This window comes from Bifidobacterium asteroides, from assembly GCF_003202755.1.
GTDB classification, from domain to species: domain Bacteria; phylum Actinomycetota; class Actinomycetes; order Actinomycetales; family Bifidobacteriaceae; genus Bombiscardovia; species Bombiscardovia asteroides_F.
The window spans coordinates 499,249-524,694 of record NZ_QGLK01000001.1; the positions used below are offsets into that span (position 1 = coordinate 499,249).

The following is a 25,446-nucleotide window of genomic DNA, read 5'->3' on the forward strand; positions in this document are numbered from 1 at the left end:
GTCCGGTTTTGCGCGAAGCTGGAGGAGAGCGATGCCCAGATTATTCGGTACCGATGGTGTACGCGGTTTAGCCAATAGAGACCTGACTGCTCAACTGGCCCTGGATCTGGGCGATGCTGCAGTCCGCGTCCTGGGCCGTGGCGCGGATCGGTCCGCGGGCCGCCGAAGGGCCTTGATCGGCCGCGACACAAGGGTCTCCGGGGACTTCCTGGCCTCGGCCCTGGCCGCCGGCATGTCTTCGGGCGGCTTCGACGTGATCGACGTGGGCATCATTCCTACTCCGGGCATCGCCTACCTGACCAGCGTGCTCAACGTGGAGATGGGGGCGGTCATCTCCGCCTCCCACAACCCCATGCCCGACAACGGCATCAAGTTCTTCGCCCGGGGTGGTTTCAAGCTCCAGGATTCCAAGGAGGACGACATCGAATCGGTCCTGGGCCAGGACTGGGAGCGCCCGGTGGGCGAAGGTGTGGGCCGCGTCTCCCATGACACGGTGACCGCCACCAACATGTACATCGACCATCTAGTGGAGGCCGTGGCCCCTGTAGCCCCTGACAAGACCCAAACCAAGCCCTTGGACGGTCTGCGGATCGTGGCTGACTGTGCCAATGGAGCCACCTCGGTGGTAGCCCCTGAGGCCCTGCGCCGGGCCGGTGCGGACGTGGTGGTCATCAACGCCTCTCCCGACGGCTACAACATCAACAAGCACGCCGGGTCCACCCATCCCGAGCAGCTTCAGGCCATGGTCAAGGCCTCGGACGCGGTCATGGGCGTGGCTTTCGACGGGGATGCCGACCGCTGTCTGGCCGTGGATGAAGAGGGAAACATGGTCAACGGCGATCAGATTATGGGCATCCTGGCCCGCGCCAAGCAACGCGAGGGCAAGCTGGCCAACGACACCCTGGTGGTCACCGTCATGAGCAACCTTGGACTCAAGCTGGCCTTGAAGCAGATGGGCATCGTCACTGTTCAGACGGCTGTGGGCGATCGCTACGTCCTAGAGGAGATGCTGCGCGGAGGCTACACCTTGGGCGGCGAGCAGTCCGGGCACGTCATCAACCGGGAGTTCGCCACCACCGGCGACGGAACCTTGACGGCTCTGACCCTGGCCAAGGAGGTCGTGCGCTCGGGCAAGAGTCTCAAGGAGCTGGCTGCTGACTTCCCCAAGCTGCCTCAGCAGCTGATCAACGTGCCCGGCGTGGACAAGAATGCGGCCCGCACCAATGCCAAGGTTCAGGATGCGGTCGAGGCGGAGGAGCGGATGCTGGGCAGCACCGGCCGGGTCCTGTTGCGGCCCTCGGGCACCGAGCCCCTGGTCAGGGTCATGGTCGAGGCGGCCACCCAGGAGCAGGCCGACCAGGTCTGCCAGCGGCTGGCATCAGTTGTGGCCGACGAGCTGGCCATCTAAAGACTAGTAGGGCAAATTACTCGCCTGTCTGGAATCCAGGAAGGACACCATGTTCGAAAGAAACGGCAGAATAGACACTTCCCTGAATCGTCAGGTCGATACCATGCTCTCTAGCGCTGGGAGACAGGGTACCCTACCCATTGTCCAGATGGGAGAGCCGGTACTGCGTCAGAAGACGCAAACCTATACTGGTCAACTCTCCAGAAAAACCTTGAACCGTCTGGTCAAGGCCATGCGCAGGACAATGCTTGAGGCTCCGGGCGTGGGATTGGCTGCTCCCCAGATCGGTCTGAGTCTGGCCATTGCGGTGGTTGAGGACCACTTGCGTGATGACGAAGACGACCCACGCGAAATTGCAGAACTACCTTTTAGGGCCATCATTAATCCCTCATATGAACCTGTGGGTACTGCCAGGAAGGCTTTCTATGAGGGATGCCTTTCCCTGGAGGGGTACCAGGCTGTCCGTGGTCGTTGGCTTGACATCACCGCCAACTGGCAGGATGAGACTGGCAAGAAGCATCGGGAGGCCATGCACGGATGGCCGGCCCGTATTTTTCAACATGAGACCGACCATCTTTCGGGAGAGGTGTATATAGACCAGGCTGAGATCCGCAGCCTCTCTTCAGACGATAACCTGAGTGAATACTGGGCTTTTGACCCGGTACCTACCGAGGCTGCTATGGAGTTGGGATTTTCGTTTTAAATCCATTAGACGCACTATTCCTACCTGTTGGTACGAGAGTACAACAAAATACTACGTTCTTAAGCCAACCTATCTTTTAGGTTGTTTAGATCCATCTCATCTTGTACTGGCCGCTACCTCAGTTCCTGCGAATACTCGTGTCATAGTCGAGAGCAATGTCCAACCTGGGCCAGGTAAGCGGGCATTAAACGCACAGACGCGCGAAGGCCGAAGAATATCTATTCAGGACGTTCCTATTCTTCTATGCAAGGAATGCCTAACGGTTTTATAAACGACCATGTGCTTTGCAAAACTGAGAACCAGGTGTTATAACTATAACGTTATAGAAAAAGACGACAGCGACTTTTATGTTGAATCAAGCGATTTATTCTGGTTCAGCACAAATAATCAGATCTAATTTCTATAACGTTGTTGTGCTTACAACACCGTAAGCTATTCCTTCAAAGAGGAGGACGTGATGGATAGGGTCAGCACCTCACCGACGATTCCCAGGGGAGAAAGTAGCGAGGGTCATTTGGCTGGTGAAATGAGTCACCGTAAGGATTGGCGCGGCTGGAAATTCATGGGGCCATTCGCAGTTATGTTTATCCTGGTCTTTGTCATTCCCATCGTCTACGCAATCTGGCTTTCGCTCTACCAGCAACGTCTGGTTGGCGGCAATTCATTTGTTGGTCTGGCAAACTACACCCGCCTTTTCCGTGATGCACAGTTCTGGTCTTCTGTTCGTAGGGTCGTTGTATTCACCATCGTCCAGGTTCCCATCATGCTCTGTCTGTCGGCTTTGATGGCCCTTGCGCTAGATTCCATGCGCTTGCATGGGACCAAATTCTTCCGGATATCGACCTTCCTCCCTTATGCGGTTCCGGCTGTGGTCTCAGCTCTGATCTGGGGCTTCATGTATGGGGCTAAATATGGCCTCGTGGGTACATTCAACTCCTTTTTTGGGACCCATATAGATGTATTGCAGCCTTCGGTCCTTCTTGCCTCGATAGGCAACATCGTGACTTGGGAGTTTACGGGATACAACATGCTGATTTTCTACTCCTCCTTATCTACCATTCCCCATTCCCTTTATGAGGCTGCAGCTATCGACGGAGCATCTGAGTGGAAGATAGTGCGAAATATTAAGATGCCTGAGCTGCGCGGCTCGCTTGCAATCACCGTGATTTTCAGTATTATCGGGTCCTTCCAGCTTTTCAATGAACCTAGTGTTATGCAAAGCATGGTGCCGGGGAATTCAATCACTTCTTATTTCACCCCGAACATGTATGCATATAATCTGAGTTTTTCGGGGAATCAAAGCAACTATGCGGCAGCCTTGGCTATTGTGATGGCTGCTATAACTATGGCCATCGCATACGTGGTCCAGCTGAACAGCATGAAGGAGCAGATGCGATGAGTAGTTATATTACCTTGATCAAAGACGCCCGAACGACTAAGCGACGGGAACAGCTACGTCAGCGCAGAATTGCCAAGGATGAACGAGCTGAGCGGAGACGGGCGGCGACTAAAGGTTTCTACAATCCCTCAAACCCCCGCAGGTCCATGTGGATGACGCTAGTTTGCGGTATATTTGCCGTCTATTGTCTGTTTCCCTTTGTCTATTTGATTATCAACGCCACCAAGACCCAGTCTGACTTCACGGGTACTTTTGGCTTGGGTCTAGGGCATTCATTCGCTTTATGGGATAACATCCGAACTGTCTTCACGTATCAGGATGGCATATTCGGAAGATGGTTTCTTAATACTCTTCTGTACGTCGTCATTGGTGCTGGCGGAGCCACGGTATTTGCTGTAATGGGTGGCTACGCTTTGGCAAAGTTCCGGTTTCCCGGTCGGCGGGCTGTATTCGCTGTGATCATTGGTTCAATCAGCGTACCCGGTATAGCGCTTGCTGTGCCTCAGTTCCTTCTTTTCGCCAAAGTCGGACTGACCAATACTCCCTGGTCCATGATCATTCCCAGTCTGATTAGTCCATTTGGTCTCTACTTGATGTGGATTTTTTCAGAACAAGCTGTACCCTCTGAACTTCTGGAAGCGGCAAGAGTGGACGGTGCCTCCGAATGGCGCACATTCAGGCAGATTAGCCTTCCGCTTCTTGCGCCTGGTGTTGTGACTTGTTCGCTTTTTACCATTGTCGCCACTTGGAATAACTACTTCCTCCCCCTGATCATGCTCAAAGACGCGCAATGGTATCCGCTGACCATCGGCCTAAATCAATGGAAAGATCAGGCAAGCACAGCTGGAGGACAGGCCATCCAGAACCTTGTTATCACAGGGAGTCTAATCACAATCATACCTCTGGTTATTGCTTTTTTGACCCTGCAACGTTATTGGCAGTCTGGTCTGGCTGCCGGTGCAGTCAAAGAGTAATAAACAGGCGGCATTAATTGGCATTTTTAGCATTTCTAAAGAAGCAAATAGCAAGAAGGAGATAACAAATTGGTTTCAACGAAGAAATTAGTGACTGGTTGTATTGCGGGTGCAATGCTTCTGTCGGTGTCAGCTTGCGGATCCGGGAGCGGTAACTCAAGCAGCGCGGGAGGTAATGGTGACCAGGTTGTTCTGAATGTCTGGGCCTGGGAACCAACCTATACGGATGCCGCCAAACTCTTCGAGAAAAAGAACCCATCCATCAAGGTTAAGATAACGAATGTCGGCACCAGCAACAAGCATTACCAAGCTCTAAGCAATGCCATCTCCGCGGGTTCCGGAGCCCCGGATGTTGCTCAGATAGAATACGGTGCAGTTCCTCAGTTCGCCATGCAGGGCTCGCTGAAGAAACTTTCCGGCTACGGGGCCGACTCGTACAAGGACTTTTATACTAAAGGTGCTTGGAATTCCGTCAATGTGAATGGAGATATTTATTCTTTGCCTGTCGATACAGGCCCTATGGCACTTTTTTACAATAAAGATATTTTCGATAAGGCGGGTGTGACTGAGGCTCCTAAGACTTTTGACCAATATTATGAAGCCGCGAAGAAGATTCATGCGCTTGGTAGTGACTATTACATCTCCTATGACAGTGGTGCATTTGCTCCTTTAGAGGAGATGATGTGGGCCGTAGGAAGCCATCCATTTACAGTCAAAGACAAAACGCTCGGTATTAATTTTGACAATAACCCTAACCTGGACAGACTACTGGATGTCTGGCAAAAGATGCTCAGCGAAGGATTGCTTGATACTAAGTCCGTGCAATGGTCAGATGAGTGGAATCATAGTTTAAATAATGGGCACATCGCCTCGCTTTTGTGCGGGGCGTGGATGGGTTCGATGTTGGATGATTCCGCTCCTGATACTAAGGGCCAATGGCGCGTCGCCCCCATGCTCATGCTTGATGAAGGGCATCCTTCAAATGGTGAAGATGGCGGCTCCTCTCTTGCCATCCTTGCTTCAAGCAAGCAGGCTGATGCAGCCTATAAGTTCATAGATTTCGTTTGCCATAACTCTGCTGGTATCAAAGCACGCGTTGAGAAGGGACAGTTCCCTGCTGACAAAAGGACGCTACAGGACAAAGACTTTTTAGATCGTTCTGATCCTTATTTCGGCGACCAAAAGATAAACGAAGTTCTTGCCAAGGCGCCTGATACTGTTGATACAAAATGGCAATTCTTGCCCTATCAGGTTTATGCGCAGACGACCTACGGAGATACGGCCGGTAAAGCTGTTATTGGTGAGGTTACACTAAAAGAAGGACTGAACAACTGGCGTAAAGGCCTTTTGAAATATGGGAAGGATCAGGGATTCGAAGTCAAGGAATAAATAGGTAGGATTATCTCTATTTACGGGGAGGGCCTGGATTAACAGCCCTCCCTGTTAATAATAAAAGAGGAACAGGTTTTCAGAATATTCAGCCACAATTATGTATTGTTCAGTGCTTCTTATCGGTACGAATATATAAGGATTTTATGCAGCCGTAAACGATCACGATTCCGTAAGAGCGCATCACAAGACACTGTGCTTATCAATCCTCTGGGGTCCTATTGATTATGAGAAAATCCTAGTCGATTCACGCTCGATGAGATTGAAACCGGACGTGAAGGTATTCGCGGGCTCAAGGTTCCCGTTGATTCGGCTCACCAGAGCATCAACCGCAAGCTGAGCATATTGATCTATATGAAAGTTGATCGTAGTCAGCGGCGGAACTGAGATCTCACTTTCAGGAATATTGTCGAAACCGCATACACGGATCTGTTCAGGGATAGAGAAACCGTTACGGATTAGTGTGGAGATAACCCCCATGGCTACAGCGTCGTTGACACAGACTATAGAATCAGGTAGCACCTTGTTTTTAAGAAGATTATACGTAGCTGTCACTCCACTGAAGCTGGTCATGTGTTTGGTGGGTATGACCTGGTTCCAGGGGATTTCCTTTCCATGTTGAAGATGAGCCAGCACATACCCTTTCAAACGAAGGGTGCCATTCCCGTCCGTTGCGTTCATGATGAGGTACTTGAGTTTATCGCTATCTGCTGCTGATTTATCATACAAGCTTTCGGGAGCGCCTATGAAGGCGATGCTAGAGCTTCCCTGGTCGAACAGAGTATTGGTGAGATATTGAGAGGATTCCGTATTAGGCATAGTGATGATGTCATACATGCCAGCGGAGGAATAGTCGCTGATCAAGATTAGAGGCACGTTTTGCTGGAAAAGAGGTGAGTCTGGGTGAATGGGCTCTTCAAATAGGTAAGCCCAACCGTCCGCGTTGATCCTAGGAATACTATCAGCGAAGTCTCTGCGTCTCTCGTTGGAGAAGCCGAAAAGACTGCTTACCGTGGCGTATCCCCTCCGGCGAGCAGCCTCGTCGAAAGCGTTCACCAGGAATCCGATGAAAGGCTGGTCGAAGTCTGGCATTGCTAAACCAAGCACCTTGGTTTTACCGGTTTTCAGTGCCCTAGCCGAGCGATTCACCTGATAACCAAGGTCTTTAATTGCCCTTTCGACACGTGACTTGGTGCCTGGCCTCATTTGGTCATCACGGTTGTTGATGACGTTTGAGACGGTTCTAATGGATACGTTGGCCTTTTTGGCAACATCCTTTATGGTGGTCCTCTTGGCTGGCATGTTTTCTCCAACGTCTACCGAAAGTACGAACACGGTATCCAACCGAAAGAAATCTGCTGGCCGGTTCTTTCCTCAGCTATATGTCCATCTTACTGTAGACTGCTCGGTGAATAATCTTATTAAGAGGCCTACACCAGTTACTTGAAAATCTGACTCCTTTTGACACTCTGATTCAGAGCCATATCCTTGGTCAGTTCCGGTCCGTCCCCTTTCAAGGGCGCCACCGGGTGCATGATCAATTCTTCGGAGGCATGACGGCCAGGCTCCACAGCCTTTGGCAGAATCGTCCTACCGTCCATGCCTGGATTCAGCCATGACTCCAGGTTCTCATCGGTGATCAGCATGGGCATCCGGTCGTGCACCCGGGCGGCCTCTGGCGTGGCTTGCGTCGTCAGAATGGTGGCCGTCAGCAGCCAGGGCTGGCCGGGTCTGGCCCGCCACCAGGAGTAGAGACCGGCGATATTCAGGGTGTGGCCGTCGGGAGCCTGGAAGTAGTAGGGCTGGTGGTCAGGTGTCCACTCGTAGTAGCCGCTGGCCGGAATGATGGACCTCTGACTCCTGGCTGAGTCCGCGTAGGTTCGCTTGGTCAGAGCGCTCTCCACTCGGGCGTTGTGGGTGGGATAGGCCATCTGATCGCTGTCCGACCAGGACGGGACCAGGTTCCAGCGGGCCGTATGCAGGTGCCGTCGTCCATGTCGGTCCTGGGCCACCAGGGCGATGGCCGATCCAGGACTGATGTTCCAGGAGGGCTTGGGCAGTCCCGGAGCCTGCTGGGCACCATAATGCTCGGCCAGGCTGGAGTAGTCTAGGTCAGCCGCGAATCGTCCACACATGGTCCTCATTCTATGGAGGTTTGAAGCCAGCGTAGAGGAAACGCCGGAGGGCCTCTACTGGGAAAAGTTTACATGGCAGTTGAGGCCTTTCCCTGCTATAATATAAGGTGTTCTGCAACAATGGCGTGTGCATTGAAGACCACCGTGGCTACAGTACATTATTTAACGATATACATTTGTCCTGCCGGAATGAACCGACAGGAACATGGTTATTAGGAGATGGCTTATGCCTCAGAAGATCAAGGCATCGATTGCTTACGGTATCGGCAAGGGATTCGCCCAGCCCGAGGAGGTTGTCATTGACGATCCTATCGGCGCGGAGGTCCTTGTGGACGTGCAGGCCTCGGGTCTGTGCCATTCGGATCTGCATCTGGTGGAGGATGACGACAAGGCCTTCCCGTTCCCGGCTGTGATCGGCCATGAGATCTCGGGCATCGTCGAGGCTGTGGGCCCCGAGGTGTCCGCCATCAAGGTTGGCGACCGCGTGGTGGCTTCCTTGGAGCAGGTCTGCGGACACTGCGCCAACTGCCTCAAGGGCCAGCCTCAGTCCTGCACTCAGCAGCAGGAGTGCGTACGCGGCGCGGGTGAGAAGCCCCGTCTGTCCTTCCCCGACGGCCGGCCCATCACCCAGGCTTTCGGTATCGGCGGCTTCGCCGAGAAGGCACTGGTCCACGAGAACCAGCTGGCTGTGGTCAACAACCAGGTTAAGTGGGATGAGGCAGCCTGCATCGGTTGCGCCACCATTACCGGAGCAGGTGCGGCCATCAACACCGCCCATGTACGCCCCGGCGATACCGTGGCCGTGATCGGCACCGGCGGCATCGGTCTGAACATCATCTCGGGAGCCAGGATTTGCGGCGCCAAGCGGATCATCGCCATCGACCTGCTGGACAACAAGCTGGAGTTCGCCCGTAAGTTCGGTGCCACCGACGTAATCAACTCCAAGAATGAGGACCCCGTGGCCAAGGTGCGCGAGCTGACCAATGGCGGCGTGGACAAGGCATTCGAGGCCATCGGTCTGCCCGTCACCATGAAGCAGGCCTGGGACATACTGGGCGTGGGCGGCACCGCCTACGCGATCGGCATGGCCAAGCCGGATGCCACAATCACTCTGGAGATCAACCCGGCCGACCTGCTGAATCATCAGCGCGGCTTCAAGGGCGTGTTGATGGGCTCCACCAACATCAAGCACGACATCCCCATGTATGCCGACTTCGCTGTGGATGGGCGGCTGAACATGCATGACATCGTCAGCCAGCACATCAAGCTGAGCCAGATCGACGAGGCTTACAAGCAGCTGATCAACGGCGAGGTCGTCCGTTCGGTCATCACCGAATTCGACTGATCACTTCCAGCTGTTCGGCATGACTGCTGAAGGTTATGCCGAACAGGGGTCCTGACAGGGGTTCTGGATTCAGGGGACTCCGGGTGTGAAAGACATCCGGAGCCCTTTTTGTCGTTCTGACAACCTCAAGCCCGATCAGGCCAGGAGTCTACCGATGTTCTCGGCCACTGCGGCGAGGTTGTCGGCGGCCTTGGCCATGGCAACCTCAAGACTGACGGCCCCGGGGCTGATGCTAAAGATGGCGTCGATGCCCACCTTGTAGAGCTCTTCGGTCCCGGTGCCCACGTTACCTGCCAGGGCGATGGCCTTGCAGCTGGGGGAGGACTCCTTGACGGCCTGGGCTGTACCCATGGGGGTCTTGCCGAAAGCTGTCTGGAAGTCGATGCTGCCCTCGCCGGTGAAGCAGAGGTCAGCGTCGCGGGCCAGTTCTTTAAGGTGGGTGGTGTCCACCACAATATTGACGCCCGATGCCATGACCGCCGGAGTAAAGGCCAGGAATCCTGCGCCCAGACCTCCGGCGGCCCCTGCGCCCGGCTTGGTCTCCACCTCTCGGTGCAGGTCTTTGCGAATAACGGCTGCATAGTGAGCCAGGGCCGCATCCAGGACGGCAACCATGGATGGGTCCGCCCCCTTTTGCGGGCCGAAGACGGCCGATGCTCCTTCGGGGCCGGTCAGGGGGTTGGTCACATCTGAGGCCAGACGAATCCGGGTGCGGGCAAGACGGGGATCTAGCCCGGAGACGTCGATTCGGTCCAGTCGGGCCAGCGCCGCTCCTCCCTGGGACAATGCGCGTCCGTCAGCGTCCAGGAGCCGGGCACCCAGGGCCTGAGCCATGCCGGCGCCACCGTCATTGGTGGCTGATCCGCCCAAGCCGAAGATGATCTCCTGCGCGCCCTGGTCCAGGGCTTTGCTGATCAGCTCACCCGTACCGTAGGTGGTGGTGACCAGCGGATTTCGGGTCTGCTCGTTGACGAACTGGATGCCGCTGGCCGCAGCCATCTCGATGGCGGCTGTCCGCCCGTCGCCTAGGATGCCATAGCTGGCATTCACGGTCCGGCCCAGGGGTCCGGTGACCTGGGTCTGGATCATATGGCCTCCGGTGGCATCGACCAGAGACTGGGCCGTGCCTTCACCGCCGTCGGCCATGGGCACCAGGACCATTTCGGCCTTGAGGGGGCTGCGTTGCAATCCGCGTTCGATGGCCTTTGCGGCTTCCTTGGCGGTCAGGCTGCCCTTGAAGGAATCGGGTGCGATGATGATTTTCATGGTTGCGACCTTTCCTGACTCGTCGATTCAGAAGACCAGATAGACCAGCATGTCCACGAGTGTCATGGGCAGGCCTACCGAAACTCAAAGGGGGGCCACCTTCATTCGCTCACCCAGGGTCATGTTGACGGGCTTGGCGAAGGAGCTGCTGCCCAGGATGACGCTTATGGCGATTGCGGCGGCTATGAGAATACTGGCGATAGGTGCCAGCATAGGTCCGGGCACGCCCATGGCTTGGATGAGGTTTGCGATCTGCTTGGGCAAGTCTGGGCTGGAACTATGTCAGACTAGGCCTGGCTCGGCTTTGCTGCCTAAACCTCAGTTGTCTGATTATCGACGGAAAGCTGATTCAGCTCGGCACGGACCTTCTGGAGTTTGGCGAAGGCTGTGTTGCGATCCTGGGTGGTTCTGGCCCGGCCATGGTCTCTGGTCAGTTTTGCCTCCTGGGCCTTGAGCAGGTCGATGCGCTCGCGTACGGCGAGTCGGTTGTCCAGATCCCTGCCGTCGGTCTGGTCCAAGGTTACCTGTGCGCACAGGCTGTCCCAGAGCTGGTCCATATCGTCGCCGACCAGGGTCAGATTGGTCTTATCGGCTGAGCGAGGCCTACCCAGGTGGAGCGTATGTCTGGTCTCATGACCTGCTTTGGTGGGCAGGGCTCGGCGGACGGCCGGCGTGCAAACGAGACCCTTTTCACCCTGGTGAACGGTGATGAAGACCATGCCTGAGGAGCGCATGGCGGCGATATGTTCCAGCACATCCTCCGGCACATCGGGGGTCTTCAGTCCGACGGCCATGACCAGCACCTCATGGCAGTGCGCGCCATCTGTCACAGGAATGGTTCCGGGCCGCAGCAGGGCCAGCATGACGATCTTGTCGACGCTGATGGAGAAGTGCTGGCGCAGCCGTGAAGAGACGGGCGGTCGCGTGGTGAAAGCTCGTATGGGTAGTTCGCCCTTGGCTGCTGGAATGGCAGTGGTGGGCGGCAGGCCCAGGGAGAGCGCGGACACGCCTTCGTAGGTTGCGATTGTCATCCTTGGCCTTTCTGTCGCTGTTTCCGTTATTCTACCGGTAGGGGCGCGATCATGGGCAAGAGTGTCCGTTTGCCGGCAATGTATATTGGCTGTAAACCCACACGACCGGATGTGAGAACGTGATCTGCGGGTTGGAGCGATGAGGGCTGAATAATGAGCAAAGATTCAGAGATGACTGTAACCGACGATGAACGAGAACTCCTGGAGGGCTGGACCGAGGTCGACGGGGACCTGGATGGCTGCAGTCCGGATATTGCTCGGGCTGTTCTGGGCTCCCGGCTGACCTTTGGGCGTATGGATGCTCCCCGTTCCCGTCACTGGCAGGTGCCCGAGGGGGTAGATTGCCTGAACGACATCGCCTATGTGGATGATGATTTGCGCGCACACAAGCTAGATCTTTATCTGCCTCACGATGCCCTGCTGCGCAACGGCAGGGTGACCCCGGTATACATCGACATCCACGGCGGCGGGTTCATGTACGGCTACAAGGAGCTCAACCGGAACTTCTGCACCCACCTGGCCCAGCGTGGCTTTGCGGTCTTCTCGGTCAACTACCGGCTGGTCCCCAGCACGGACTTCATGGGTCAGCTGGGTGACGTGCTGACGGCCCTGACCTGGATCAAGAACCACCTGGACGAGTATCCGGTTTCACCTGATCGGATCTTTCTGACGGGTGACTCGGCCGGAGGCACGCTGGCTCTCTATACGTTGGCAGTGGAGTCCGATAACCAATTTGCGCAAAGGCTGGGGCTGAAGCCTGCCGGTTTGCGGCCTCGGGGCGCTGCCTTGGTCTCAGGCCTGCTCGATCTGACTCCATACTTGACGGTGGATCTGGAAGGCTTCCATCCGACTGGTTCGCCCACCGATGGCCTGACTATAGTTGCTCCATCCTTCTTTAGAAGATTCGTGCAGGCTGGGGGCGACCAGGTGGCCGACCTGACGACCATGGTTGATATGGTCCGCCTGCCTCCGGTCTTCCTAAACACCAGCGCCGACGACTTTCTGCAGAGCGACGCGCTTAAGATGGCTGAGATTCTGTGCAGGAAAGGCCGTGACTTCGAGCTGCACGACCTGAGGCCCAACCGTCTGCAGACCCTGGGACACGTCTATCCGGTGGCCATGACCTGGCTGGAGGAGAGTCGGCAGGCCCTGGATCAGATCCACGATTTTTCCTATGACCTGATTTAAGCCTCTTTGCGCGCCCGGTTCATCCGGTCGCTGGCTATGATGGGAAGAGAAAGGTGGGCATCGATGGCGCAAGGCCCCCGGTGTCTGCACCGCCGCTTATAGAGGAGTAATTCATGGACGAGAAGACCTTGGTAGAGAAGCTGAGCAACCTGGAGACCATCGACCAGCTGGTTGACCTGTCCAAGGAGATCGGCCAGCCCCTGTCATACAACGATGCGGACCAGCTCTTCGGCAGGATCAACCAGTGCAAGAATGATGTCGCACAGCTGGGCGGCGACACCATCGCCAAGCTGGCCAAGCAGGTCTTCAACATCTGAAGCATCAGAATCTGAGATATCAGATTCCATAAGGGCGGGCCGTTATCCGGTTCCGCCCTCTTTTCATGCCCGGGCCCGGGCCTCCTGATCGATCTGGGCCAGGCTCTTGCCTCGGGTCTCGGGCACCATGACCCAGGCGAAAACCAGGGCGCACACATTGATCAGGGCGAAGAGCAGATAGGTGCCGGTGCCGCCCAGCCGGGCCAGCAAGGTGGGGAAGACCAGGGAGAGTCCGAAGTTGGTCAGGTTCATGGCCACGTTGGCGTAGCCCATGCCCCGGCTCTTGACCTGCTGAGGGAAGATTTCGGACAGGAGCAGCCAGGTGACCGGGGCCACCAGGCCCTGGACGAAGACCACATAAATCATCATCATACCGATCATGATCCAAGCGGCCGTTCGTGACCCGCTGCCGGGGGCGCCGACGAACCGATAACAGACTCCGATTGCAGCCAGAAAGATGATGGTGCCTGCAAGTCCCACGGCCAGAATGACGCGGCGGTCGAAACGGTCGATCAGTCCCAGCCCTCCGATGGTGGCCGCTATGGCGGAGACCAGGATGACGGGCACGGTGGCGACCATGGACAGGGAGGGGGCGAAGCCCAGGGTGTCGGTGAAGATGGTCGGCGCGTAGTAGTTGACGATGTTCAGCCCGGTCAGCTGGTTGATCATGGCTACGCCGATGCCCACGATCAGCACCCGCCGGAGCCAGGGGGCCTTGAAGCTGGCGGCCCTCGCGCTCGCCGTCTGCGACAGCTCCTGCATGGTCACCCGGGCTTCTGCCTCGTCGCGGGTGGATTCAAGGAAGGCCTCTGCCTGGTCCGGTTGGCCCCGGCGGATCAGATGGGCCGGGCTGTCATGCAGGAAGCAGGCCAGCAGGGCCAGCAGGATGGCGGGTGGCACTACCGCCCAGAGCATGGTTCGCCAGTCGGCACCCATCCGGTCCAGGATGGCGTTGACGCTGACCGCCAGCAACTGCCAGACCACGATCATGACCGAGTTGACCGAAACCACCCGTCCGCGTTCCGCGGTGCCGACCATATCGGCCAGGTAGATGGGCACGATGGTGGAGGTCATGCCGATGCCAGCCCCGATGATCAATCTTCCCAGTCCCAGCAGGGCCAGGCTGGGAGCCAAAGCGCTCAGCAGAGCTCCTGGAATGGCCACCAGGGCACCGGCCAGGATGATGTGCTTGGGGCCGAAGCGGTCGTTGAACTTGCCTGCCAGGTAGGATCCCAGCGCGGCGCCTATCAGCAGGGCTGAGGTGACCATGCCCTGTTCGCCGGCCGTCAGATGTCCACCCGAGTCAGACCCTAGGTTCATCCCGACCAGCGCTCCGGAAATGACAGTCAGGGTATAGCCGTAGAGGCCACCGGCCAGTACACCCAGGGCGGTCATCAGTTGCAGATTGCGCCACCGTCCTTGAATCGCGGTCATGAGTTCCCCTTTCGCCAGATCATCCGGGCAGAATCAGAGTAATCATAGGCACCTGGGGGAGTGGGCCGGCGGTCCGGCTCGCCATGGTGAACCAGGGAATCGCCCGAAAAACCAGCTTCTGGATTCGCTATACAGGCCTTAGTTGCCGGCTACATGAACATTTGAGGATATTGTCCACGACTTGCGCCTGTCATGGGCAGCGAAACTGCCCAATTTCGCATATGATAAACAAGCATCCATCACAAGGACATCGTGGATGCATACGGCCATGGTTTCATACAGCCTGGCAATGAAAGGAAACATTGTATGCGCAAGCTGATTCTCGATCTGGACACTGGTGTCGACGACACTCTAGCTATCTCTTATGCCTTAGGCAGCCCCGAAGTTGAGCTGATCGGCATAACGGGCACCTACGGCAACGTGCTGCTGGAGCAGGGCATCCGCAACGATCTGGCCATCACCGACCTGCTGGGCCACCCAGAGGTCAAGGTCTATCCGGGTCTGCCCCACGCCTCCAAGGCGGACTCTTTCGAGGTGCTGCCTGTCTCCGCCTTCATCCACGGAGAGAACGGCATCGGTGACGTGGCCATCCCCGACTCGAACCGCAAGGCTGAGACGCAGTCGGCTGTGGACTTCATCATTGATGCAGTAAACATTTACGGCAAGGATCTGGTCTACGTGCCCACCGGCCCCATGACCAACATCGCTGCTGCCCTGGCCAAGGAGCCTGATATTGCCCAGCGCATCGGCTCCATCGTGCTCATGGGCGGGGCTCTGACCGTGCCGGGCAATGTTGATGCCTGGCAAGAGGCCAATATCTCCCAGGATCCGGACGCGGCCGACGTGCTTTTCCGCTCCGGTGCGCCCGTGACCATGGTCGGCCTGGACGTGACGCTACAGACCCTGCTCACCTACAAGGAGACCGCCCGCTGGCGGCAGCTGGGCACTGCGGCGGGCACCTTCCTGGCGGACATGACCGACTTCTACATCAAGGCCTATGAAACCACTTCGCCCCACCTGGGTGGTTGCGGCCTGCACGATCCGCTGGCCGTGGGCGTGGCCGTGGATCCGACCCTGGTCACCACCCTGCCCATGAACATGAAGGTGGAGACCAAAGGGGCCACTCGCGGGCGCACCATCGGTGACGAGCAGCGGCTCAACGATCCGAACAAGACCATGCGCGTGGCCGTCGGCGTGGACGTGCCCCGTTTCCTGGACGAGTTCATGACCCGCATCACGAAGCTGGCCTCCAGGGCTGACTGAGGTCCGCCATCCCCGGCAAGTTCACGCAAGAGAAAGAGAATTGAAGACATTATGTCCGAAAAGCAATCCACCGAGGATTCGACAGCCGTACGATCGCTGATCCTGCTGCTGATCACCTTCGTCTTGGGCACCCTGTGCCTGCAGGGCTTCAACCTGGTCTTCCAGCAGGTCGGCAAGGACGCCGGTGCTCCCGACCAGGCCTCGCTGATCACGGCTCTGCCCAGCATCGTCCTGGGCATCGTCTGCTTCATCTATGGGTCTCTGGGAGACTTCGTATCCCTGCGCAAGCTGGTCACCTTCGGTCTGTGCATACTGTTCGTCGGGTCCGTGTATGGGTACGTGGCCAATACGATCATGGCCCCCAACATCTGGAATGTGATTGCGGCCCGGCTGCTGCAGACCGCCGGCGAACAGGTGGCTGGCTCGGCCTACCTGGTCGTGGCCACCAAGTACCTCAAGCCCTCCCTGAAGGTGATCTTCTTCGGCATCTTCACAGCTGGCTACCAGGTGTCTGCAGCCATCGGCATCTTCGCCGCCGGCCTGCTCAGCTCCATAGCCTGGCAGTACCTCTTCCTGATTCCCGCGGTCACCATCATCTTCCTGCCCATCCTGCTCAAGAGCCTGCCAACCGGCGGCGGCAACGGTGAGAAGGTGGACTGGCTGGGCTTCGTCATCTTCGGGCTGGCCACGGCCCTGCTGACCCTCTTCTTCTCTTACACGGCATGGTGGCTGCTGGCGGCCTCCGCTGTCTGCTACCTGATCTTCGCCCTGTACATCAGCCGGGCCCGGCGCCCCTTCATCACCCCGGACTTCTTCCGCAACAAGCGCTGGCTGATGGGCATCGGGCTGATCCTGATCTTCTACTTCATGAACTACTGCATGTCGCCCATCTTCAACGCCATCGGGCGTGACGTCTACAAGGTGTCGACCACCACGGTCTCCCTGCATGTGGTCTGGGCCTTCCTGGTGGCCGCTGTGCTGGGCACCACATCGGGCGCCATCGTGGACAGGATCGGCCGCAAGCCCGCCATCATCATCGCCGCCTGCCTGATGATCCTGGGCTTCGCAGGGACGGCTCTGGTGGTCAACTCCGGTCTGCTGGCCCTAACACTGACTGCCTGCGTCTACTATGCCGGGGTCGGACTGATGTATTCGCCCATCGTCTCCACTGTGCTTGACACCCTGCCTCAGGACCAGTCGGGCCGCGGCGTGGGCATGAACGATCTGGTCATGAACGTGACCGGCTCCATCGGCATCGCCATCATCGGCGGCCTGATGGGCAAGCCCAGCCTGGAGGGCTTCAGCATCATGGGCGCCACTGGTCCGGCTGCCAACTATAGCAACCTGCTGCTGATCGGGGCTGCTGTGTCCCTGCTGGGCCTGGTTGTGTATTTGATCTGCAAGAAGACCATCTACGCTACGACTGCAGACCAGCAGTAGGACAGTTGTAGTCGACCGTCCGAGCGCTATAAGAGGAGTTGCTTCCTGTGCTGCGCTTGGGGGGTCGACTGATATGCGTGGTGGGAGCGCGGGAGGAGTGTCGGCTCACTTGGGGTTTGAGCCTTTATTGACGCTGGCCTCCCTGCTCCCTGTTCTGGCCGGGGGGTGATCCGTTCCCGGCCTGTCTTACTCGTGTGAAGCGTGTAGCAGCTGTAGTTGTTCTCTGCGGTGGCGGCGGGATGCCAGCACCCCGCCCATGCCGGTCATGCCGGTGGTCAGGGCGAGCAGGATGCCTTCCCCTCCGGCCCGGGGGAGCACGCCTGGAGGCGCTACAGGCATGTACGTGTATTGGAGGTTGTTGTAGGTCAGGGTGCTTCCTGCGCCGCCCAGCGTGTAGTCGACGCTGACCGTGACCGTGCCAGGTAGGTGCGCGGGCGTGGTCACGGTAACGCTGTTGCCATCGCCGCGCGTCAGGCCTTTTGCGGCATCGCGGTCGAATTTGACGCCGGTGATCACCGGCTGCAAATTGAACGCCACCGCCACAGGGACCTTAGAGTCGTCGGTAGTGCCGTCACCGAGGTGGCCGTATTCGTTCCATCCCCATGCTTTGGTATTCCCGTTTTTGTCGATCGCCAGCGAATTATAGTATCCGGCGCTCACTCGCGCAGCGTTCAGCCAGGGGCCGACTGCATTTGTAGACTGCTCGGAAGCGAACACCTTTACAGGGGTAAGCCGATCTCCCGAATCGTTGTTACCGAGCCCACCATACCAGTTGGCTCCCCACGCCAATGTGTTCCCATTCGTGTCGATAGCCAGCGAATGCCAGCCTCCGGCGCTAATCTGAATGGCTTTCAGCCCTGTGCTTGCATCGGAGGGGTTGCCAGAGTCACGTACGCGCACGGGGACAGTGGAAGATGTTCTGGTGTTGTTGCCGAGCTGGCCATTCGGGTTGTTTCCCCAGGCGTAGGCGTATCCGTCGCTGCCCACGGCCATTGAATGATAAAATCCGGCGCTGATCTGGATGGCTTTCAGCCCCGTATTAACGTTGGATCTTGTCGAGGGATTGCATACGCGTACGGGGACAGAGGAAAACCCACTGCTGGTGTTGTTGCCGAGCTGGCCATATGGGTTGTTTCCCCAGGCGTAGGCGTATCCGTCGCTGCCTAGGGCCAGCGAATAATTGTTACCGGCGCTGACCTGCACGTAGGTGAAAGCCGACGGCGTGCCTATAGGCTTCTTCACCATGACCGGCGTAGTCCGGGGGTTGCCGGTCGTCCCGTCGCCGAGCTGGCCATACGCGTTGCTTCCCCAGGCGTAGGCGTTCCCATCGCTACCTAGTGCCAGAGAATGATTGCTTCCAGCGCTGACCTGTATGGCTTTCAGTCCTTTGCCTGTGTCAGTGGGGCTGTTGGGGTCGCGTACGCGCACGGGAACAGAATTCGCATTGTCGCCGCTGGTGGTGTTGTTGCCGAGTTGGCCAACACCATTGTTTCCCCAGGCGTAGGCGTATCCGTCGCTGCCGAGGGCCAGTGAGTGAGAGCCGCCGGCGCTGACTTGTACGTAGGTGAAAGCCGACGGCGTGCCTGTAGGCTTCTTCACCATGATTGGCGTAGTCCGGGGGTTGACGGTCGTCCCGTCGCCGAGCTGGCCATACGTGTTGTTTCCCCAGGCGTAGGCGTTCCCGTCGCTGCCCACCGCCAAGGAAAAACCATAGTTATAGTCTGTTGACCCGGCAATCTGGTTGAATTTGGTGCCGTTGGTAGTCGTTGGCGGTGTGATGGTGGTCTGCTGCCCTCCTGTCCGGCTGCCTCTGTCGGGGTTGATGCTCCATGTGTTGCTGGCGCTTGTGCTTGTCCATTTGGCGGTGAGGGTGAGGTTCTGGGTGACGGGTGTGCTGAAGTCGTAGGCGACCTGCCCGGTGAACCATCCGTCGAACTGGTAGCCTTGGCGTGTCGGGTCTGGGGAGGGGCGCCTGGCCCTGCCGTACGGGGCGGAGACATTCTGGTCTGCGGGTTTGGGGTTTCCCTCTCCTGCGTCGAAGTGGACCGTCAGTGCAGAGCTTCGTTCGGCGTCCCTGGTCAGGGGCTGGTCGACGGTGTAGTTGAGGCTTCTGGTGAAGGGCTGGCTGTTCTGCCTGCCGGTGATGGTGATTGAGGCTGGTCCGGGCTTGTGGGCGGGAGCCTGCGTCTGCCAGGCGTCGCCGGTCTTGGTGAGTGTGAGCGTCTGGCCGTCCAGGCTGGCTGATTCCAGTATGGTCGCGGTGCTGGAGACGAGTCTGCTTGGCTTGCCGGGCTTGCCTTGAGCGTCCAGGCTCCACTGGTATAGGCTGCCTTGTCTGCTGGTGGCGGTGATCCTGCCGTCGGCTTCGATGGCTTGCATGTAGGGCTGGCTCCCGTTGTCCGCCCGGACGGGTTTGCTGCCGGGCTTCCAGGCCCAGACTTGGCCGTGCGTGTCGGTGATGATGGCCTGGTCCTTGTTGCCGGCGATCCTGCTGGCCTGCACGCCTTCTTGCAGATTGACCTGGGTCATGGCGGTTGTGCTGTCTGACAGGTACCAGGCCTGCCCGTCCGCGTCCAGGAGGATGAACCCCTTGTTGAGGGCTTGGGCTTTGATGATGCGCATGCCCGGCTCCTGTTTGACGGGTTCGGCTTTTCCAATCTTGCTCGTCTCCCAGGTCCAGGCCTGCCCGTCCGCGTCCACGATGAGGATCCGCTTGTCGGAGGCGACGGCGATCACGGCATGCGCCTGCCCGGGCAGGCTGACCGTGGCCTTCTGGGTGAATTCCGGGGTCTGGTCCTGGCTGCCGGCCTGGCTGGCCTGGTAGGCGTGGACCTGTCCCTGCCGGTCCACCGCCAGAAGCAGGTCATTGTCCGTGCTGATGCTGGTGAACCCGGTGTTCCGGTCGGTGTTGAGGATGGTGGGCGTGGCCTGCCGGCTGGTCCAGGTGTAGATCCGCTGGTCGGATCCCAAGGCGGCCCGCCACCGGCTGCCGGCTGCGGCCTGCAGGTAGTGGAACCCTTCGGGAGCCTGGGCGGGGAAGGGCACCTGTGATGGCTTGCCCTCCTGCGACCAAGTGTGGATGCGGCCGTCGCCGGTCAGGCCGAGGAACTGCTCGCCTGCGGCGTGGATACTGCTGAAACGTGGTTCTTGCTTCTCGGGCGGGCTGATGGCCAGCTGGCTGCCAGAGGCGGGCCCGTGGTCCGGGCTCAGCGTCCAGTCTGTGGTTTTCGACCATTTTGCTTTCAGGGTCGTGTCCTGGAGGACCGGGGCCTGGAAGTCATAGGGCTGGCCGTCAAGCGTCCACCCGTCGAACCGGAAGCCCTCACGCTGAGGATTGTGTTCCGGAGGGGCGGCGAGAATCCCGGTCTTCACGGCTGCCTGGGTTGGCCTGCTCCCGTCGGTCGGGTCGAAGCGCACCATATGCGAGGCCTGGTCATCCGTCTGATCGGATGGCTTGTCTGAAGCGGAGCCAGGGCTGTCAGGAGTGCCGACCGGCGATGACGGGATGTCCGGATTTGGCGTCGCCGAGCTTAACGGCGAGGCGGCTTCCGGAGGCGAGGGTGAAGGCAGGGGAGTAGTGGTTGCGCGGCTGGGGGGAATGGCGGGGGTTTGCCCAGCTACGCGAGGGCCTGATCCGGCGGGTGCAGGAGCGTCCGCCTGGGCGGATGCGACGCCCAGGCCTGCCAGCAGGCCCAGCAGGACAATCATCATCGCACAGATGCGACGCAGACGGGAAACCAGACACATGAAACCAACCCCCCCAACCAACATCAAGCGGTATAAACACCGCCTGCCTTGGCATATCTTAACGTCATTACTGTCGGAAAGCCGTATTTCCTACCTTCGCCAGCCCTGCATCCAATCGCAGGAACCAGTAATGAAAAGCCAGCCGGTCCCCGACACCCCTGTTTTCGCCCAACCACCCAGCACATAAACAACACACATAAGCCAGAGTCAGCCGCCCGGCTGCAATGATCCTCTCGGCTGAGGAGGGCGGCTGCTTACAGTAATTATCTGGGATGTGAGTATGGACAGTGGCTGGGCTGACTTGTGCTCATGTGCCATCGGCCTGCCTGCCCGAGTTTCGCTATCTGCAGTGTAGAAGCGGGGAGCGCATAACCACCTTCGATTTTTGTCGGCAGTAATTGACAATAGTGTGGTGGGGGCGCGGGAGGTGTGTCGGCTCACTTGGGGTTGAGCCTTGTATGACGTTCCTCCGTGCGCCCCTTGTAAGCCGGGGCGGGGGGATTGATCCGTCCTGACCTTTCTTACTCGTGCAAAGTGTGTAGCAGTTGTCTCTGTTCTTTCAGATGGCGGCGGGAGGCCAGCACCCCGCCCATGCCGGTCATTCCGGTGGCGAGGACGAGCAGGACGCCTTCCCCGCCGGCTTTAGGCAACACACCCAAGGGTGTGTACGTGTATCTGAGGGAGTCGTAGGTCAGGGTGCTTCCTGTGCCGCCCAGCGTGTAATCCACGCTGACCGTGACCTCGCCCGGTTCATGGGGGGGCGTGGTCACGGTGACGCTGCCATCGTCTTGGCTTTTAGATATATCCTTGATGGCTTTGCCGTCGAAGCTGACACCGGTGATTACTGGAGACAGATCAAACGTCACCGGCACCGGAACACGATTCGCGTCGTTGCCGCTGGTGGTGCCGTTGCCAAGCTGACCATACCGGTTGAATCCCCATGCACTTGTGTTACCGTCTTTGCCGATTGCCAGCGAATGATTCCCTCCGGCGCTAATTTGCGCTGTGTTCAGCCAGGATCCAGCAGCGCTCGTAGATTGATCGGAAGCGAACACCTTAACGGGGGAATGTTGATCGCTCGTGGTGTTGTTGCCGAGCTTCCCATAGTTGTTTTGTCCCCACGCCCAGGCGTTTCCATCCGTGTCGACAGCCAGCGAATGAGCCCATCCGGCGCTCACTTGCACAGCTTTCAGCACTGTACTTGTATCCTTTGGGTTGAGAAGCACCGAACTGGGGACAGGATTCCTTAGGCTGCTTGTTCTGCCGTTGCCGAGTTGGCCATAGTCGTTGTGCCCCCATGCCCATGTGTTCCCATCTTGGTCGATTGCCAGCGAAAGAGAGCCTCCGGCGCTGACTTGGACAGCTTTGAGCACCGTGTTCGCATGCTTTGGATCGAGCAGCACCGAGCTGGGAGTAGGATTCGCGTTAGTGCCGCTGGTTTTTCCGTTGCCGAGTTGGCCATAGTCGTTGCGTCCCCATGCCCATGTGTTCCCATCTTGGTCGATTGCCAGCGAATGAAAATCTCCGGCGCTGACCTGGACAGCTTTGAGCACCGTGCTCGCATGCTTTGGATCGAGCAGCACCGACTGGGGGGTGTTAGTGCCGCTGGTTTTTCCGTTGCCGAGTTGGCCGTTGTCGTTGTATCCCCATGCCCATATGTTCCCATCTTGGTCGATTGCCAGCGAAAACAACCTTCCGGCGCTCACCTGTATGGCTTTCAGCCCCGTATCAGCGTTGGATCCTGTGGAAGGATCGCATACGCGCACGGGGACGGACGAAAAGCTTGTTATGTTGTTGCCGAGCTGGCCGTTGTTGTTGTTTCCCCAGGCGTAGGCGTATCCGTCGCTGCCCACGGCCAGTGAATGATCGGTTCCGGCGCTGACCTGCACATAGGTAAAGTCATCCGACACACCTGCAGGTTTCTTCACTATGACTGGTGTATTTCGGTTGCTGGTATTTCCGTTGCCGAGCTGGCCGTAGTTGTTGAATCCCCAGGCGTAGGCATTGCCGTCGCTCCCCACAGCCAAGGAGAAGTTGTTGGTGCCTGAGCTGCTGACTTGGCTGAATTTGATGCCGTTGGCAGCCGCTGGCGGAGTAATCGTGGTCTGTTGTCCTCCTGTCTGGCTGCCTTTGTCGGGGTTGATTTTCCAGGTGTTGTTGGGGTCTTTGAGGGTCCATTTGGCGGTGAGGGTGAGGTTCTGGGTGACGGGTTTGCTGAAGTCGTAGGCGACCTGCCCGATGAACCATCCGTCGAACTGGTAGCCGTCGCGTGTCGGATCAGGCGAGGGCCGCTTGGCCCTGCCGTACGGGGTGGAGACATTCTGGTCTGCGGGTTTGGGACTTCCTTCTCCTGCGTCGAAGGTGACCTGGTGGGTGGTGTCTGTAGTGGTGTCTCTGGTCAGGCTCTGGTCGACGGTGTAGTTGAGGTTCTTGGTGAAGGGCTGGTTGTCTTGTTTGCCGGTGATGGTGATTGAGGCTGGTCCGGGCTCGTGTGTGGGCATGTCCGTCTGCCAAGCGTTGTCGGTCTTGGTGAGTGTGAGCGTCTGGCCGTCCAGGCTGGCTGTTCCCAGTGTGGGCGCGGTGCTGGTGACGAGCCTGGCCGGCTTGCCGGGCTTGTCTTGAGCGTCCAGGCTCCACTGGTATAGGTTGCCTTGTCTGCTGATGGCGGTGACCCTGCCGTCGGCTTCGACGGCCTGCATGTAGGGCTGGCTGCTGTCGTCCGCTCGCTTGGGTGCCTCGCCGGGCTTCCAGGCCCAGAGGCGGCCGTCCATACCGGTGATGATGGCCTGACTGTCGTTGCTGGCGATCCGGCTGGCTTTCATGCTTTCCTGCAGGCTGTTGGTTGCAGAGCTGGTTGTGCTGTCGTTTAGGTACTGGGTCTGCCCGTCCGCGTCCAGGAGGAAGAATCCTCCGCTGAGGGCTTGGGCCTGAATGATGCGCCTGCCTGGCTCCTGTTTGACGGGTTCGGGTTCGGCTTTTCCGGTGCTGCTCGTCTCCCATGTCCAGGCCTGCCCGTCCGCGTCCACGGTGAGGATCCGCTCGTCGGAGGCGACGGCGGTCACGGCCTGCGCCTGCCCGGGCAGGCTGGCCGTGGCCTTCTGGGTGAATTCCGGGGTCTGGTCCTGGCTGGCCTGGTAGGTGTGGACCTGTCCCTGCCGGTCCACGGCCAGCAGCTGGTCATCGTGCATGCTGATGCTGGTGAACCCGGTGTTCCGGTCGGTGTTGAGGATGGTGGGTGTGGCCTGTTGGCTGGTCCAGGTGTAGACCTGCTGGTCGGATCCCAAGGCGGCCCGCCACTGGCTACCGGCTGTGGCCTGCACGTAATGGAACCCTTGGGGAGTCTGGGCGGGGGAGGGCACCTGTTTGGGAGCGCTGTTTTTCGTCCATGTGTAGATGCTGCCGTCGCCAGTCAAGCTGACGGTCTGCTCGCCTGCGGCGTGGATATTGCTGAAACGTGGTTCTTGCTTGTCGGGCGGGTTGATGGTCAGGCGGGCGCCGGTGGCGGGCCCGTGGTCCGGGCTCAGCGTCCAGTCCGTGGTTTTCGACCACTTTGCTTTCAGGATCGTGTCCTGGAGGACGGGGGTTTGGAAGTCGTAGGGCTGGCCGTCAAGCGTCCACCCGTCGAACCGGAAGCCCTCACGCTGCAGATTCTTTTTCGGAGGGGAGGCGAGTGTCCCGGTCTTCACGCTCGCCTGGGTTGGTTTGCTCCCGTCGGCTGGGTCGAAACGCACCATATGCGCATCTTGATCATCCGTTTTTTCTGTTGATTTGGCCGGAGCTGACTCGCCACTGCCTGTACTGCCCGTCGGCGATGAGGGAGCATTTGGGCTTGCTGTTGTGGTGCTTATTGGCGATGCTGTTGTCAGAGGCGATGGCGAGGGAAGTTGGGTATTTGATGCACTGCTGGGGAGAGAGGCGGGATTTTGCTCAGCTACGCGAGGGGTCTGACGACCCCCCCCCCCCGGTGAGGATAGGAGCATCCGCTGCGTTGGCGGACGCGACGCCCAAGCCTGTCAGCAGGCTCAGTAGGACGATCATCATCGCCGAAACGGAACGCAGACGGGAAACCAGATGCATGACTTATAAACCCCTTACCGACACCAAGCAAAGCCAACTGCTCGCCTATAACGTCTTGTCTGCCAGAAAACTATTCTTTCTTCCAATGCCAGCTCAGCATCAGATTGCACGAGCCATAACGGAAAGCCAGCCGTTTCCCGACACCCCTATCTTCACCATACCACCAAGTTAAAAAGCAACACACGAAGCAATTGGTGGTAAGTCATTTGGAATTATTTGCAGTATGGACCGTGTAATCGTCGGTTTTTATGGCAAAACAGCAATTCCGATTAATTGCATTACTGGTGGAGCTGCACGCAAGCATCGCTCCTATTGGCTCTTACCTCCTTC

The 25,446-nt window shown here is 58.2% G+C and carries 18 protein-coding genes; 10 read left to right on the plus strand and 8 right to left on the minus strand.

Going from position 1 to position 25,446, the window contains the following annotated elements; all coding sequences use genetic code 11:
* Window positions 1-31: 31 nt before the first annotated feature.
* The 5 genes from glmM to DKK74_RS01890 all read left to right on the plus strand — a co-directional run bounded on the left by glmM (window position 32) and on the right by DKK74_RS01890 (window position 5,873).
* Window positions 32-1,408: a phosphoglucosamine mutase gene (gene glmM, locus DKK74_RS01870; RefSeq protein ID WP_110412506.1), complete on the plus strand. Its 1,377-nt coding sequence runs from the start codon at window positions 32-34 to the stop codon at window positions 1,406-1,408.
* 49 nt (window positions 1,409-1,457) lie between these two features.
* Window positions 1,458-2,111, plus strand: coding sequence for a peptide deformylase (locus DKK74_RS01875; protein ID WP_110412507.1), 654 nt, complete (start codon window positions 1,458-1,460; stop codon window positions 2,109-2,111).
* A gap of 526 nt (window positions 2,112-2,637) precedes the next feature.
* A complete protein-coding gene (locus tag DKK74_RS01880; RefSeq protein WP_110412817.1) occupies window positions 2,638-3,510 on the plus strand; it encodes a carbohydrate ABC transporter permease in 873 nt (290 codons plus the stop codon).
* The gene (locus tag DKK74_RS01885) at window positions 3,507-4,484 is read left to right on the plus strand and encodes a carbohydrate ABC transporter permease (protein WP_110412508.1); all 978 of its coding nucleotides are present in this window, start codon (window positions 3,507-3,509) and stop codon (window positions 4,482-4,484) included. The genes DKK74_RS01880 and DKK74_RS01885 overlap by 4 nt, the downstream gene beginning before the upstream one ends.
* Before the next feature lie 69 nt (window positions 4,485-4,553).
* The gene (locus tag DKK74_RS01890) at window positions 4,554-5,873 is read left to right on the plus strand and encodes an ABC transporter substrate-binding protein (protein ID WP_258334409.1); all 1,320 of its coding nucleotides are present in this window, start codon (window positions 4,554-4,556) and stop codon (window positions 5,871-5,873) included.
* 225 nt (window positions 5,874-6,098) lie between these two features.
* Here the strand turns inward: DKK74_RS01890 and DKK74_RS01895 are convergent, their stop codons facing one another.
* On the minus strand, window positions 6,099-7,175 hold the full coding sequence (locus tag DKK74_RS01895; protein WP_146210525.1) for a LacI family DNA-binding transcriptional regulator: 1,077 nt from the start codon (window positions 7,173-7,175) through the stop codon (window positions 6,099-6,101).
* A 137-nt stretch (window positions 7,176-7,312) separates the two neighbouring features.
* Window positions 7,313-8,008 (minus strand): SOS response-associated peptidase, encoded by a 696-nt coding sequence (locus tag DKK74_RS01900; RefSeq protein ID WP_110412511.1) that lies wholly within the window; start codon window positions 8,006-8,008, stop codon window positions 7,313-7,315.
* A 226-nt stretch (window positions 8,009-8,234) separates the two neighbouring features.
* Between DKK74_RS01900 and DKK74_RS01905 the strand changes: the two genes are divergently transcribed.
* Complete coding sequence (locus tag DKK74_RS01905; RefSeq protein ID WP_110412512.1) at window positions 8,235-9,353, plus strand: zinc-binding dehydrogenase; 1,119 nt, start codon at window positions 8,235-8,237, stop codon at window positions 9,351-9,353.
* 135 nt (window positions 9,354-9,488) lie between these two features.
* Here DKK74_RS01905 and DKK74_RS01910 read toward each other — a convergent pair whose 3' ends face one another.
* From DKK74_RS01910 to DKK74_RS01920, 3 genes are all read right to left on the minus strand, one after another.
* On the minus strand, window positions 9,489-10,619 hold the full coding sequence (locus DKK74_RS01910) for a glycerate kinase (RefSeq protein ID WP_110412513.1): 1,131 nt from the start codon (window positions 10,617-10,619) through the stop codon (window positions 9,489-9,491).
* Between the two features lie 84 nt (window positions 10,620-10,703).
* Entirely contained in the window at window positions 10,704-10,883 is a 180-nt protein-coding gene (locus tag DKK74_RS01915; protein WP_110412514.1) for a hypothetical protein, read from the minus strand.
* Between the two features lie 47 nt (window positions 10,884-10,930).
* Window positions 10,931-11,650: a DUF4391 domain-containing protein gene (locus DKK74_RS01920; RefSeq protein WP_110412515.1), complete on the minus strand. Its 720-nt coding sequence runs from the start codon at window positions 11,648-11,650 to the stop codon at window positions 10,931-10,933.
* A gap of 153 nt (window positions 11,651-11,803) precedes the next feature.
* On the opposite strand from DKK74_RS01920, the gene DKK74_RS01925 reads away from it, so the two are divergent.
* Window positions 11,804-12,838, plus strand: coding sequence for an alpha/beta hydrolase (locus DKK74_RS01925; protein WP_110412516.1), 1,035 nt, complete (start codon window positions 11,804-11,806; stop codon window positions 12,836-12,838).
* Between the two features lie 113 nt (window positions 12,839-12,951).
* Window positions 12,952-13,155: a hypothetical protein gene (locus DKK74_RS01930; protein ID WP_015021464.1), complete on the plus strand. Its 204-nt coding sequence runs from the start codon at window positions 12,952-12,954 to the stop codon at window positions 13,153-13,155.
* Between the two features lie 63 nt (window positions 13,156-13,218).
* On the opposite strand, the gene DKK74_RS01935 is transcribed toward DKK74_RS01930, so the two are convergent.
* Window positions 13,219-14,589: a sugar porter family MFS transporter gene (locus tag DKK74_RS01935; protein ID WP_110412517.1), complete on the minus strand. Its 1,371-nt coding sequence runs from the start codon at window positions 14,587-14,589 to the stop codon at window positions 13,219-13,221.
* A gap of 306 nt (window positions 14,590-14,895) precedes the next feature.
* Here DKK74_RS01935 and DKK74_RS01940 point away from each other — a divergent pair, with 306 nt between their 5' ends.
* The gene (locus DKK74_RS01940) at window positions 14,896-15,852 is read left to right on the plus strand and encodes a nucleoside hydrolase (protein ID WP_110412518.1); all 957 of its coding nucleotides are present in this window, start codon (window positions 14,896-14,898) and stop codon (window positions 15,850-15,852) included.
* A gap of 51 nt (window positions 15,853-15,903) precedes the next feature.
* Window positions 15,904-17,292 carry an MFS transporter gene (locus tag DKK74_RS01945; protein ID WP_110412519.1) on the plus strand — a complete coding sequence of 463 codons (1,389 nt, stop codon included), beginning with the start codon at window positions 15,904-15,906 and terminating at the stop codon, window positions 17,290-17,292.
* A 186-nt stretch (window positions 17,293-17,478) separates the two neighbouring features.
* On the opposite strand, the gene DKK74_RS01950 is transcribed toward DKK74_RS01945, so the two are convergent.
* Together DKK74_RS01950 and DKK74_RS01955 are read right to left on the minus strand one after the other, a co-directional pair.
* On the minus strand, window positions 17,479-21,039 hold the full coding sequence (locus DKK74_RS01950; RefSeq protein WP_110412818.1) for an RCC1 domain-containing protein: 3,561 nt from the start codon (window positions 21,037-21,039) through the stop codon (window positions 17,479-17,481).
* A gap of 521 nt (window positions 21,040-21,560) precedes the next feature.
* Entirely contained in the window at window positions 21,561-24,773 is a 3,213-nt protein-coding gene (locus tag DKK74_RS01955; RefSeq protein WP_258334410.1) for an RCC1 domain-containing protein, read from the minus strand.
* Window positions 24,774-25,446 lie beyond the last annotated feature (673 nt).

Excerpts from the sequence above, each read along its gene's own strand:
- glmM (WP_110412506.1), top strand. The coding sequence starts at position 32 with ATGCCCAGATTATTCGGTACCGATGGTGTACGCGGTTTAGCCAATAGA.
- DKK74_RS01875 (WP_110412507.1), top strand. The coding sequence starts at position 1,458 with ATGTTCGAAAGAAACGGCAGAATAGACACTTCCCTGAATCGTCAGGTC.
- DKK74_RS01880 (WP_110412817.1), top strand. The coding sequence starts at position 2,638 with ATGAGTCACCGTAAGGATTGGCGCGGCTGGAAATTCATGGGGCCATTC.
- DKK74_RS01885 (WP_110412508.1), top strand. The coding sequence starts at position 3,507 with ATGAGTAGTTATATTACCTTGATCAAAGACGCCCGAACGACTAAGCGA.
- DKK74_RS01895 (WP_146210525.1), bottom strand. The coding sequence starts at position 7,175 with ATGCCAGCCAAGAGGACCACCATAAAGGATGTTGCCAAAAAGGCCAAC.
- DKK74_RS01900 (WP_110412511.1), bottom strand. The coding sequence starts at position 8,008 with ATGTGTGGACGATTCGCGGCTGACCTAGACTACTCCAGCCTGGCCGAG.
- DKK74_RS01905 (WP_110412512.1), top strand. The coding sequence starts at position 8,235 with ATGCCTCAGAAGATCAAGGCATCGATTGCTTACGGTATCGGCAAGGGA.
- DKK74_RS01910 (WP_110412513.1), bottom strand. The coding sequence starts at position 10,619 with ATGAAAATCATCATCGCACCCGATTCCTTCAAGGGCAGCCTGACCGCC.
- DKK74_RS01920 (WP_110412515.1), bottom strand. The coding sequence starts at position 11,650 with ATGACAATCGCAACCTACGAAGGCGTGTCCGCGCTCTCCCTGGGCCTG.
- DKK74_RS01925 (WP_110412516.1), top strand. The coding sequence starts at position 11,804 with ATGAGCAAAGATTCAGAGATGACTGTAACCGACGATGAACGAGAACTC.
- DKK74_RS01930 (WP_015021464.1), top strand. The coding sequence starts at position 12,952 with ATGGACGAGAAGACCTTGGTAGAGAAGCTGAGCAACCTGGAGACCATC.
- DKK74_RS01935 (WP_110412517.1), bottom strand. The coding sequence starts at position 14,589 with ATGACCGCGATTCAAGGACGGTGGCGCAATCTGCAACTGATGACCGCC.
- DKK74_RS01940 (WP_110412518.1), top strand. The coding sequence starts at position 14,896 with ATGCGCAAGCTGATTCTCGATCTGGACACTGGTGTCGACGACACTCTA.
- DKK74_RS01945 (WP_110412519.1), top strand. The coding sequence starts at position 15,904 with ATGTCCGAAAAGCAATCCACCGAGGATTCGACAGCCGTACGATCGCTG.
- DKK74_RS01950 (WP_110412818.1), bottom strand. The coding sequence starts at position 21,039 with ATGTGTCTGGTTTCCCGTCTGCGTCGCATCTGTGCGATGATGATTGTC.
- DKK74_RS01955 (WP_258334410.1), bottom strand. The coding sequence starts at position 24,773 with ATGGTGCGTTTCGACCCAGCCGACGGGAGCAAACCAACCCAGGCGAGC.